This is a genomic window from Mucilaginibacter sp. MD40, from assembly GCF_002288635.1.
Lineage (GTDB): Bacteria > Bacteroidota > Bacteroidia > Sphingobacteriales > Sphingobacteriaceae > Mucilaginibacter.
Window position 1 is genome coordinate 103,819 of the sequence record NZ_NRSW01000001.1, and the last position, 12,155, is coordinate 115,973.

General features: G+C 41.8%; 14 protein-coding genes. 1 reads left to right on the plus strand and 13 read right to left on the minus strand.

The window, feature by feature from the left end:
• Positions 1 to 2 precede the first annotated feature (2 nt).
• The gene (locus CKK33_RS00470) at positions 3 to 1,079 is read right to left on the minus strand and encodes an efflux RND transporter periplasmic adaptor subunit (RefSeq protein ID WP_233138115.1); all 1,077 of its coding nucleotides are present in this window, start codon (positions 1,077 to 1,079) and stop codon (positions 3 to 5) included.
• A gap of 183 nt (positions 1,080 to 1,262) precedes the next feature.
• On the opposite strand from CKK33_RS00470, the gene CKK33_RS00475 reads away from it, so the two are divergent.
• Positions 1,263 to 1,877: a TetR/AcrR family transcriptional regulator gene (locus tag CKK33_RS00475; RefSeq protein ID WP_095702215.1), complete on the plus strand. Its 615-nt coding sequence runs from the start codon at positions 1,263 to 1,265 to the stop codon at positions 1,875 to 1,877.
• 69 nt (positions 1,878 to 1,946) lie between these two features.
• On the opposite strand, the gene CKK33_RS00480 is transcribed toward CKK33_RS00475, so the two are convergent.
• The 12 genes from CKK33_RS00480 to CKK33_RS00535 all read right to left on the minus strand — a co-directional run bounded on the left by CKK33_RS00480 (position 1,947) and on the right by CKK33_RS00535 (position 12,105).
• A complete protein-coding gene (locus CKK33_RS00480; RefSeq protein ID WP_095702216.1) occupies positions 1,947 to 2,333 on the minus strand; it encodes a tetratricopeptide repeat protein in 387 nt (128 codons plus the stop codon).
• The gene (locus tag CKK33_RS00485; RefSeq protein ID WP_095702217.1) at positions 2,330 to 2,926 is read right to left on the minus strand and encodes a hypothetical protein; all 597 of its coding nucleotides are present in this window, start codon (positions 2,924 to 2,926) and stop codon (positions 2,330 to 2,332) included. Before CKK33_RS00485 ends, CKK33_RS00480 begins: the two co-directional genes overlap by 4 nt.
• Positions 2,923 to 4,275, minus strand: coding sequence for a PAAR-like protein (locus tag CKK33_RS00490; protein ID WP_095702218.1), 1,353 nt, complete (start codon positions 4,273 to 4,275; stop codon positions 2,923 to 2,925). The genes CKK33_RS00485 and CKK33_RS00490 overlap by 4 nt, the downstream gene beginning before the upstream one ends.
• A gap of 1 nt (position 4,276) precedes the next feature.
• Entirely contained in the window at positions 4,277 to 5,179 is a 903-nt protein-coding gene (locus tag CKK33_RS00495; RefSeq protein WP_095702219.1) for a hypothetical protein, read from the minus strand.
• A 3-nt stretch (positions 5,180 to 5,182) separates the two neighbouring features.
• Positions 5,183 to 6,976 (minus strand): type VI secretion system Vgr family protein, encoded by a 1,794-nt coding sequence (locus CKK33_RS00500; protein WP_095702220.1) that lies wholly within the window; start codon positions 6,974 to 6,976, stop codon positions 5,183 to 5,185.
• A 15-nt stretch (positions 6,977 to 6,991) separates the two neighbouring features.
• Positions 6,992 to 7,597, minus strand: coding sequence for a hypothetical protein (locus tag CKK33_RS00505; protein WP_095702221.1), 606 nt, complete (start codon positions 7,595 to 7,597; stop codon positions 6,992 to 6,994).
• A 3-nt stretch (positions 7,598 to 7,600) separates the two neighbouring features.
• Positions 7,601 to 8,503, minus strand: coding sequence for a hypothetical protein (locus CKK33_RS00510; RefSeq protein WP_143822871.1), 903 nt, complete (start codon positions 8,501 to 8,503; stop codon positions 7,601 to 7,603).
• Positions 8,504 to 8,594: 91 nt separating this feature from the next.
• Complete coding sequence (tssD, locus tag CKK33_RS00515) at positions 8,595 to 8,987, minus strand: type VI secretion system tube protein TssD (protein WP_095702223.1); 393 nt, start codon at positions 8,985 to 8,987, stop codon at positions 8,595 to 8,597.
• Positions 8,988 to 9,057: 70 nt separating this feature from the next.
• Positions 9,058 to 9,459 carry a type VI secretion system tube protein TssD gene (tssD, locus tag CKK33_RS00520; protein ID WP_095702224.1) on the minus strand — a complete coding sequence of 134 codons (402 nt, stop codon included), beginning with the start codon at positions 9,457 to 9,459 and terminating at the stop codon, positions 9,058 to 9,060.
• A gap of 117 nt (positions 9,460 to 9,576) precedes the next feature.
• On the minus strand, positions 9,577 to 10,146 hold the full coding sequence (locus CKK33_RS00525) for an NAD(P)H-dependent oxidoreductase (RefSeq protein ID WP_095702225.1): 570 nt from the start codon (positions 10,144 to 10,146) through the stop codon (positions 9,577 to 9,579).
• A 98-nt stretch (positions 10,147 to 10,244) separates the two neighbouring features.
• A complete protein-coding gene (locus tag CKK33_RS00530; RefSeq protein WP_095702226.1) occupies positions 10,245 to 11,630 on the minus strand; it encodes a DUF5458 family protein in 1,386 nt (461 codons plus the stop codon).
• Positions 11,631 to 11,664: 34 nt separating this feature from the next.
• Positions 11,665 to 12,105, minus strand: a complete 441-nt coding sequence (locus CKK33_RS00535) for a type VI secretion system contractile sheath small subunit (RefSeq protein WP_095702227.1) — start codon at positions 12,103 to 12,105, stop codon at positions 11,665 to 11,667.
• Positions 12,106 to 12,155: the final 50 nt, after the last annotated feature.

Here is a 12,155-nt window from a genome sequence, read left to right on the forward strand (position 1 = left end):
GCCTATTGATTAATTACGGTTACAGGACTCTGATCAGAAAGTTTCTGGTACCCGGACGTAATGATGCGTTCATCGCCTTTGAGTCCTTCTGTAATCGCTATACCGTTGCTGTAAAGCTTACCCGTAGCTACTTTACGGCGTTGCGCTTTGTTGCCGGCACCCAACAGATAAATAAACTGGTTCCCTTTCTCATCCACCTGAACCGCCTGCACGGGTACGGTTACAGTACTGCTATCCGTGCCACGTGCAGCTATACCGGGCGTTCCAAAGGTCACTTTGGTTAGCATGCCCGGTTTTAACATACTGTTGGCATTAGTAAGTTTGATCTTTACATTGTAGTTGGCCGAACCATTAACCGCCATAACGCCAACTTCGGATATTTTCCCCTCGAACACCTGCCCCGCAATAGCATCAATGGTTACCTTGGCAGCCGTACCCACCGGAAAATGGTTAACCTCGCTTTCCGGAACAGCTACCAGCACCTGCATGGTTCTGGTGTCCAATAACTGGGCTACAGGTTGCCCGGGGTTAGCCACCCCGCCTGCTTCCACCATTTTCCCACCGATATAACCAGATGCCGGCGCATATAGGTGCGTATGCGCAATATTTTGATAAGTGGCCTTAGCCGCAGATGTAGCCTGCTCATAGTTTGATCGTGCTTCAAGCATCTTTATCTCGGCAATACTACCCTTACGGTATACCTCTTCCAATCTTCGATAGTTCTCCCCGGCCAGCTTAGCCTGGGCCAGCTGCGCGTTGTACTGGTTACGATAGGTAGTTTCATCCACCTGAGCAATCAACTGCCCTTTATTGACATGGTCGCCTGCTTTTACCGGAAACGATGTAATGGTGCCGGATACCTGGAAACTAAGATCGATCGTCTTGTCGGCTTGCAGCGTACCGTCATAATTAACTTGCCGTAACCCACCGGCGCCTGATCTATCAAGGTTAGTAACTGATACCGCGATAGTGTCCGGACCACTCTTTGTGTTTTTTTGATGACTACAGCTACTTACCCCCAGCGCTGCAAGGATAAAACCCATATTAATCATCGTATTACGATTGATAAGCCAATTCATAGAGTCATTTATTGATTTTTTGTATACATAAAAATTACGCCTTTTGATATTTTTCGCTGCAAACATATGAATATTTTTGAAAACAAAAATACAAAATAACAATAAATGTCTTTTTGTTTAATTAGTTTTGTGCTGTCGATTTTTTTATCATTTTTGTAATAGCTGTTAAGACGAGTGATCATTATGGAGAAAGAAATTATAAAGGAGGAGCGCGAGGTGGTAATTGATGGTGTGAAGGAAGAAATTATTGAGGGGGCGATAAGCGCTTTTAAAAAATATGGTTACACCAAGGTAACCATGCAGGATATTTCAAAAGAAGCGGGCAAAGTGCGCAGTACCGTTTATAAATACTTTGATAACAAGGCAGAGGTGTTGAACGCCATGTGTGCAAAAACCATGGCATCCATACTCAATGATTGCGCTGAAGTGATCAGTAAACGACGCTCGCTTTCAGCCAACATTGAACAATATTTTCGCCGAAAGCTGGAAAAAATCAGAGCGCTGGTAGTTAATTATGAATTACTGGTAAATGATTTAAAAGCAGACCCAAGTTTGATCATCATACAAACAAGATGTATGATGAATGAAGAATTGTTGCTCATAGGAAACATTATATCCTGGGCAATTGAAAATGAGGATATTAAACCACTAAATGATGAGGATCGCGCTTTCTTAGCTGAAACGCTGCAAACAGCTTTTAGAAGCTTTGAAATGGATGTTATACTCTTTGGGCGTTTTCCTAATTATGAAGAAAAGCTTTCATGGCTGGCACAAATGCTGCAGAAAGGGCTTTCTTAAGAGTGCCTTATAACAGATTTAATCATTTATACCGGCTGTAAAGGCTATTGTGGTTATTACTGACGGGTTTTAACCCGCTTTATGTAACAGTGCCAGGTTATTTTTGGCTGTTTCGTCACCAAGGTCGGCTGCTTCTTTCCAGTATTTTTCTGCATCAGCTAATTTTTGTTGTTGTGCGCAACAAACACCAAGATTAACCAATGTGTTGATATAACTTTCTTTTCCAAGATTATCCTTGTGCTGCAATACTGCCAGGAAATGCTTTTCAGCCTCGGCATATTTTTCACTGTCCATCAGGCGTTTGCCCTCATCAAAATCATACTGGCCGGATTGTACCTGGTCTTTTATAGCAGAAATATCTGTACTGTTGCTTTTATTAAAAAGTATATTATAAAACACCCACCCTACAATTACAAGCGCTATTATACTTACTATGGCTATTAAATTCTTGTTCATAATATTAATGTTATAAAGAATAGTACAAATGCAAACATTATAGGTTTGGATAGATTCGACTGGTTGTAAACCCAATTAACTTCATCAGTTACGTCAACCCCTTTTTTCGTCCGCTTATAAATATCTCTTAACAGCGCAAATACAATAAAAATAGCTACATGCAATACTATAAGGCTATGTAATACATAGTTAAAAACATCTATCACCAAACGCAAGCCAGACGCTTTTTCTCTGCCTGCCGTAGCGGCGAAATGTATAATTTTACCGCTTGCATTTGGCGGCAGAGCATAAAAAGTTACGGTTTTAACCCTATTGATATCTCCCATTGGAAGCATAAACTTCGAGAGGGTTAAGCCTGTATAAACCCTTGATATAGGCGAGCTGTTTTTCGTTATCCCCGGAGTATTTCCCAAAGATATTTTAGTAATATAAAACTCTTTAACTAAACCTATGGGGCCAGCGTGACCCATCTGGGCCCCTTCAATTGTAACCGGCTTTATTTCTGCTATAATATCAACTACTCTATATATAATAAATAGCCAATAAAATAACCATATAACCAGAAATGAGCTAACAAGGGTTACAAACTTCATATTTCGTCTTCAACAACCTTTATAGATTTCTTAGCTGCTGCTTCTGCAGTTTGCAGCGCGTTAACGTAATTTTTAATATCGTCTTTTAATATCATATTTGTCACACCTTTATAAGCATCCTGGGCCACGTCCATTACTAAACCACCACCCTCAACACCTCCTGGCTTAAATTTGGGTTTTGTTGCGAAATAATCTTTGCTCCAGCCTTTGATAGTGTTACCTGCAACGCCTGCGTTTTCGCCGGCCGACATAGGCCTATACTCGCGCCCGGTTTCCTGCCGATAGTTTTCCTCATGCATGTATGTGCCGGATTGATCTGAATATATATCATTACCCGGCAGGTTATTTACTGTTGGGTTTCTTTCAGGTATAGCTCCCGGTGTTGCATTTGATACCCGATCTGTATGATACTCTTCTAAACCACCGGTATTACTATTAGCAATTGTTCTTGATTCATAATCAATAGTTTCATAATTACCTACACGATTGCCAACATGATCATGGCCGGCTTTTGTAGATTCACCAAACCTTTTAGAATCATCATATGGATCTATCGGAGAACTTTCTTCGGCCTTTGGAACCGAGTTGCGTATATTATCAATATTGGTATCATAACCTTCAACATATTCGCCTACCGGGGTTTGAGCATAAAGCCATTTTTTTGCTTCATCCTTAGTCCTGTCTAAAGCAAAGTTAGTACCCAGGCCAATACCGAGACTTCCCAAATAACTTGCCGTAGCCCGGTACCTAAAGGCACTCATTAAACCACGTACTGTAGTCACAGCGGTACCCGCGCCCTCGGCGGCAGGGCCAGCCAGGTACGAAGCTGCAATAACAAATGCCAGTTTAAAGGCAAACTCTTTCCTCTTCATGTCAACGGCAGCCTGTGCCGCTTCTTTGGAGTATTGTATCAATACCTTTCCGCCCAGTATACATGGAACAATTGATTTGGCTATTAAAGCTTCTTTCTTTTCAAACTTAACGCGTGGGTGAACCGGCGCCCAATCATTAGGCATAGTTAACAAAGCACATGTTGGTGGCACAGTTGCCAGCATAGCTCCAACAGCTGCACCGCCGGCAGCAGCTGCAGCCATAGCAGCACCTGCACCAATAGTAACAGCCGCGGGTGCTGCAACTATTACAATTGCACAAATAAGCGCTGCCGCTATAGCAGCAGCGATGATCATTTTTGCACAAATAAAATTTGCACTCGTCCTGTCTTTTATCGTAGCAGCCAGTTTGCCATGTGCTATAAAGATCGTTTGCTGGCTGTTAACTTTTATCTGTTGTATCTTCAGCCCTTCCGTACAAACCAGATAGGCCTGATCCGGAACATATAAGTCTTTCATTTTAAACCTTTCTAATTAAATAACTGCCCTCAAAAAACAGATCGGGGTGGGCTTTTTCGGTTATTTTAAAGAAACAAGATCTTGCCTGCCCGGTCTGCACATCGTAAGTACCGCGCCCTGTAAGCGATATGTTATAATTAAAGTTGTCGCCATTTAAGGCCTCCTTATAAACAGCATTGTAAATACTTTCCAGGTCTTTTTTATTAAAAGCGGATATATCTGAATTAAAATTTAATTCTATATCTGCCGTGTGTATGTTCTCCACTTTGTTAGTTATGGTGTATGGGATGATCTTATCCTGAAAAAGCTGTGAAGTGAACCGGCCACTGGCTATGGTTTTTGTTTCGCCTTTTACTTTGTGTCCATAAACAGGCATAAAGAACAGGTTGTAAACAATGGCCGACTGGAGCATTGTTACAGGGTTGTTAAACTGCTGGTCGGCATTGGGAATAATCATTTTCACTTCTTCGGGGCTTAACACCGGTATCAATTGCTCCCGTACTTCCTGCCAACGTTTAAACACCTGCTGGCGATTAAGCACCTCCTTTAAATTGCCCGCGAGGTCTAATTTCAGCACCATCTCAACAAGCGGAACATTGAATAGCTTACTAAAATCAATCATGCCGTTTAGCAATTGGTTCGAGTTGATCACATCGTGTCGTGTAACTTCAACCATTACTATATAGCCGTCGGTAACAACCTCAATATCGGTCACTGTCCAAACAGATTCACTTTTAATGCCGAGCACTTTATTGCCTAAGGCAATAAGCTCAGAATCATAATCTATCTGAAAGCTGGAGCCCTTTGATGACTTAAGCGTGAAATCAACCTCATTGGTATTTTCTAAAGGCTTAGAGGCTACCTCTTCAACATTCTTATTATCAAAAAACTTAAAATTGCTCATGGTTTAGTTGATGTTTACAGGCTTACCTTCAAGTTTTTGTTCTTGTTTAGCGGTTGATTTAATAGTGCCACCATTTACAGTAACCGAAGTGGTACCGGTTATAGTAATTTCAAGCCCTGTAAGTTCAATTTTTCCGTCTTTATACAGCTTGATCGAGCTTTGGCCGGTAGTGATAGTAACGGTTTCCTTAGCCACAACATCAACAGCACCCTTTTGGCTGCTAATAATTAAACTATTATCCGCAGCCGCGCCTTGTGCAGGTGCTGCGGATTGCAGGGTAACAGTATTTGCCGCTGAGCCTGTTAATGAGCCCGACGGCTCATCAACATGTATCATGTTTGATAAAGAGGTTGCCAGGGAGAGGGCATGCGCGGCATCGTCAAATTTGAGATGGCTACCCCGGCGGGATGTCATCCCTTTGATATTACTGTTGCTAAAACCGCCACTATCAACGTTATTACTGTGGTATACGCTGCCCATGATGATCGGGCGGGCGATATTTCCCTCTTCAAAAGCAACAATAACCTGATCACCCACTTCAGGCACAACCAAAAAACCCCGGTTTTTTCCGGTGTCACCATGCCCTGCATTAGGGCTCATTACGCGCAGCCATTCAGTTGGGTCATTAGCGGTACACTGCCATTTGAACTGTACTTTAATACGGCCCTGCTTTTTGGGGTCGTTATTATCAAGCACTATAGCGAGTTGCATATCAGGCATTGGCTTTTCAGCATGGCGTACCGGCAACTTTTCGCTATCAGCAGACACTCCCTCGAAAGTATTCTGATAGTGCCCTACACCATCTAACTGATGATAAACCGCTGTTACCAGAAATTTACCAAAGTCCTGCACCTCAAAACCGGTTGCAGCACGCATGCTGGTACTTATATTTACAATTGAGCCCAGCTTAACCTGCGGGTTATCGCCATTGCCCATAATGTTCAGCAACTCTGATACTATTGCTTTGTGCTCATCATTCACAAACGTATCTATCTCCTTTTGGTTACTTACCCGCACATCTATCGGCCCGTTATATTGCTTGCTGTACACCTGGTTTGAAGCAGCTATCACATGAGACAGATCTGGGTTGCTGCCGCTGGCTTCCGCGGGTTTGGAGCTAAGCAATTTATCTTCCAGGGAGTGATAGGCAAATTTTTGATATTTCAAGGGCGCGATCTGCAAACCATATTGAAGGCTGTGCAAGTCGCGGCCATAAATTAACGGCACCTCGTCAAGCTTGGAAGGCTTCCCAAAATTGAGCTTAACCCCGTCATAATAAAACCACTCATGGTACTCTGCCGAGAGTCGATTGATAAAATCAAAATCACTCTCGCGGTACTGAATAATATAATCAATTGGCGAGGTATAAGTGGGGTTAATGTTCAGGTTCAGATCATTCTTAGGCGCATCATCAGTTGCCTGCTGAATAATGGTTTTAAGGTCCTTATTTAAATACGACCCCAGATCAGGCCCACGATCTATTAAAATTGTAGGACTATAACCGCTGATAACAATATCACCCTGAAAACCGTGGCTCTGCGCTATTTCAACACGGGTAATTTTACCGATGAACTGATGCTCGGTATCCTCGCCCCTGCCAAATTGAACGGTTAAGTTCTTGCCAATAAAATCTTTAGATTTTTCGAGCGTCACCTTGTTGGAACTCTCCACCTGGTCATGGTTAAAGCGCAACTGAAACGATTGATGCTCATTAAACCGTTGCTCCAGGTTAAATGATGAGAAGTGCGTTATAGGCGTCCCCTCAATATTTATATCTACTTTGATCTTTGTTTCCATAATGTATGCTTAGGTTTAGTCTTTTAAAGGCCAGGGCCGGTAATAGCTCATAACTTTGTACTGCCCCTTTATCCTCCCAAACACAAATCCAAACGAGGTTTCCTGGCCATTATCCTGTGTATATTGCTGTTGCAGCTCGTATAAGGTACTGCCCTTATCCGTTGCTAACATTAACTTTTTATAATAGTCTTCCGTAGTGGTTTTATCTATTTCTGACAGATCGTCTTCTTTACTTTCCGGTATGAGCTTAGTGGCGTCCTTAGTAAAAATATCATCATAGAACTTATCAAACTCGGCCGCGCCGATTAAGCCGGATCTGTAATCGATACGGGTATTTTTTAACTCATCGTTTGACCACTGCGGATTTGTTTGTAAAGGAAAATTGAACAAGGAGCGCAGTTGTTGCTTGTTATGAGTTTTCACATCATTTTTAAACTTATTGAAAAATGCCCTGAATAACTGCTCGTCATTTAACGCTGGTTGCTTTTTTTCACTTGCAAGGCTGTCGGACGCTTTTTTCTGAACGGCAGTATTTGCCCCCGCGGTTTGGCTTTCACAGCCGTACGCACAGTGCAGTAGCAACACTGCAGCAATCAGTCGTATGTATTTAAACGTATTCATTGCTTAATTTCTCGGTATGCTGATCAACGCACGGTCTTCCATGCGTTTTAATATCACAGCCGATCCCATTTGTGATGAAACCGCCTCTGCGTCAAACACCCCATCTTTAACATACTTGCCTTTTATGTAATGGTTTGAAAAGCTCCATAAATAGGGCGATTTTACGCCCTTTCGGTTATACCCAAACCCATTGTAACCCTCCAGCTTAAGTAAGATGAATGGCAGGCTCCAGTTAGTCACCTGGTCATATTTCATGAGTTTTATAGCATCAACAGCACTTTCTTCAAAAGTAAATGGTGGTGGATGCCCTACTTTAGGGCGATGGGCCGGTACGTGTACGGTATAACCTGTTAAAGGGTCACCATTATGTAAATGCTTTTTGAAGCTGAAACTGCATTCCATATAATGGACACAAGCCAGGAAATACCAGGGTACCGAAGAACTATTGAAGAACCCTGTGGCAAACAGATCGCGGTTTAGCCCAAACATACTATCAGTAGTTTGTGTAAACTTCCCTTGCAGCATATTGAACTGCCCTCCGTTGTTGAAGTTGAACGACGGAGCAGTAAGGGTAGCGTTGTTAATTATCGAACTGTCTGCTGACAGTAAGCGATCGGCAGCGCTGAATTTTTTATAGAAAGGGTTAGGTTGCTGAAATAACGGTGGGCTGCCAAAAAGCAATGTATTTGACCCTCCACCACGTACTAAATTTGAAATTTGCTCATAACGGTTTCGGTTAGGAACTATCTTATCATCAATAACTTTATCAACCTCCGCAATCTTCTCCTTCTTTATTACGCATTTGTTAAAGAGATCAATATATTCCATGGCCGTTGGCGTAACGGAAATTTTTTTCTTCTTAGTAGTCTTCGCTCCCGGCTTTATTATTCTTTTCTTTTTCTGCATAAAAAATAAAGAACTAATTGGAAAAAAAAGAGGAGATAAACTTCGTATCTCCTCTGTACCATTTTATACGAAAGGCTGATTGCGCGATGGCTTATTTAGGCCAATCGTTCTCATGCTCCGCGTTACCGATTTTTAAAACACGGGCCGAGATCACGAAGCTTAATGACATAGGCGCGTTACCTACGATAGATAAACCTTCGTTATATTGAATGATGTAACCATCCTGAAAGCTTAATTCTTTCATTTTGGCATCTTCTTCTGATTTTTTAAAGGTAATAGTACCACTTAACGGTTTGTACTGGTTGTTTACCATTGATTCGATCACTGAAGTATCTTCAGTTGATTCAACTTCAACCTGTATGGTACCACCATATACACCAGACGACGGACGACCCTTCGCGTCAACATCCCTGCTTAGCGCATAGCTGCACTGCAATACGTCAAACTCTTTTGAGCCAATATTAATTCTTGCTTTGAAAGCCATTTTAATAAAATTTAAAGTAAAACCTTAGGCCTGGTAGAAAAACCCTGCCCCTTAATTACAAACCAGCGTGTTAAGCTTTAACACCCGGCCAATCGTTCACATGCTCCGCGCTACCTAATTTTAGTTTCCGCGCCGAGATAGTGAATTTGTAACTCATTGGTGTGTCACCAGTGATGTCCAATCCTTCAGAATACTTTACAATGTAACCGTCTTCAAAAGTCAGCTCTTTCATTTTAGCATCTTCCTCAGACTTTTTAATTAGCAAAGTACCTGCAAGAGGCTTGTACTGGTTGTTCACCATAGACTCGACAACGGAGGTGTCTTCTGTAGATTCCACTTCTATGTCGATTGTTCCGCCATATACTCCTGAGGACGGGCGTCCTTTTGAGTCAACATCGCGGTTAAGGGCATACGAGCAATTAAGTACATCGTACTCTTTGCCCGAAAAATTTAATCTTGCTTTGAAAGCCATAACGATAAATTTTAAAGGTTAATGTATAAATACCGACCGTCGGTAATTATAATATTAACTACAAAATAGGCAAAGTATTGTTTTAACGAAAGTATTTATTTTTTAACGCTATGTATATTAAATTATTTTTGCGCCAAAGTTAAACAGCTTTTTTAGCCATTTTTGGGTATAATCGTTGTTGAGCGAGTATAAATGGCCGATGGTACTGGTATGGACAGGATGCATACGGCAACGCTCCAGCACATTCTTTTTTATAGATAGGTAAGTTGGTTTTTGATTTAACTGCCAATCGGCCCAGGCTTCTTCATCAAGGATAGACACGATACGTGCTGTGCGGCCTCTGAAATCATTATTAAAATTACCCTGGTTAACCACAAATACCTGATCAGGAAGAAAAACACGATCAAAAAATCCTTTGATCTTAAAATTGATAGAGCTTTTATAAACAGGGCAAAAAATAATAATGTGGCTGGCCCACTTTAGCTTCGATAGGGCATCGGCCAGATCAGGTTCCACTTCTACAGGGCGCCCTAACAAGGGTTTGTTGGGGTTAAACTTCAGGTCGGCAATAACAATAACTTTAACAGTAGCAGCGGCACTTTCCGCACCCTCCCTGTAAGCTTCTATCAAAGCCGTAGTGGTATCTGTTTTGTTAATATCCGCGTTTACTATTGCTACCTGTTTCATTTAACAGGAGCAAAAGTAACTGAATTTAACAATAAAGAACAGTACAGTTAAACTTAATGTAACAAAAAGGCCGGCTATGCTGCCGGCCTTTTGTTACATTATTGCTGGTTATAATCAGTTTCCCAGCTAGTATTTCCATCTTCGCCTTTGTGGCCATCAAGTTTAACTACAAAGCTTTTAGCAGGGAAATAAGGTGTTATATTAATATCCAGGTGAATACGGTCTTTCTGCACCTCGTCACGTTCAAAACGGAGTATCTTGAAACGTTCTATCAGGCGGTCAGGTCCCTGTATATTATCTAAAAACTTCACGATCTGGCTGCGCAGGTCCTGCTCTGTTTTTGAGTTCCAGTTTTCAAATGCCCTGCGGTTCAGGAAGTCAAACAATACTTTAGTGATATAGTCAAATACACGCACCACCGAATAGGTTTGCAAACCAATATTATCGCCATTGAACAGGGTTTTAGCCGAGAATGCCATTACCTTGCCATACTCGTTAACCATTGGTACCAAACCAATCCTTTCCAGGTGAGATATTTCGCTTTTCTTCAGGTCAAAGCGCACCCCATCAACCTCGTTTACTGCACCGTGTTTTTTACCCGCGGTAACCTGCGACATTAAGGTATAATACATTTTACCAGCGAGTGCCGCAGAGCCCGGCACATACAGGTTATCCTCTTCGCCAACCTCTGCAACTTTGTTACGGCCCACAACCCAATTACAGGTCATTATGGTGTTTGATTTAAAAGCGTCTCCGCCGGTAAGATTGGCCGCGGTAAACAGGTCTACCACATCATCCGGCTGGTCAAGGTCGGCAAAATCGGTAACCAGCATCACTTTGTTCTCGTATGCCATTTTTGACCACCTTTCCACTACTTTATTTGAACCCAGGTAACCGGGTATCACCATAATAGAGTAGTTTTTACGCAGGTCTAACCTATCATAATTCTGTTTAAGCTCGTTACCTACATATTCAATAAAACGGGGGTTATCCAACTCTTTAAGTTGTTCCATACTGGCATTCATTACCACTACGTTTTTAAGCTTGTCTGCCTCGGTATTCTTGTAAAACAGGTGAACCGAACGGTAGGCTTGCTCCAACTCTTTGGTTGTTTCCAGCGCTTCTTTTATATTGCTGTTCAGGTTTTCTTCGGCAAGCTGTAGTTTTTCGTTGCTCTTTTCAACCATCTCAGCAACAGACGAACCTTCTTCGAGTGCGGTTATCCACTGGCTTAGCTTTAACTTTAGCTCCTCACGCTCCTGCTTCTTTTCATCATCAGTTAGAAATATCTGTTTACGTGCCTTGCGTTCGGGGTTTAAATTTTGAAGACCATCAATAGTGGTTTCCAACAGATCAAACCCACCAACACGTGAAAGTTTATCAAGGCTTTCCTGTAAAGAAAGCTCCTTAGCCGCGGGGCGTTCTGCAGGCTTAAATGCCTGTTCCCCGGATGTATTTACTGCCTGTTCGTTATTTGTTGCCATAGGTGTGTAGCGTTAAGGTTATTGGGGAAAGATGTTATTGCTCCAGCTCTTTTACAAAGTTTTTTAGCGCACTCACAAAAGCGGCGCGTGTTTCTTCATTATCAAGCGTGGTTTTTAAGGTTTTGTTGGTTTTTAGCTGCTTGATAATATTCATGTACATCTCCCGCTCAATATTTAATTTGCGCAGGTAGCTACTTTGCTGTACAATCTTTTTAGGGCTAAAATCACCAAGATTTTTAAACTTGATATTCTCTACCACAGCCGAGCCGTCCTGCCGGGTTAAATTTAAGTCCACATTGGGCTGATAATGTTCAAATACAGCTTCTACTGTACTTAACCCTTCAACCTTTTCGGGCCTTAAAGGCTCATTGTCGGTAAGTTTCTGTATAAAAAGTGTTTTGTTTGGGGCTATCTCGCCAAACGCTTCTGAGGTATCTACTTTAACTTCGTTCCCTCCAATTTCGTAGTTAAACATATAATAAAGGTGTGAGGTGTGACTTGTATATTTTATTATAACTCATTTTT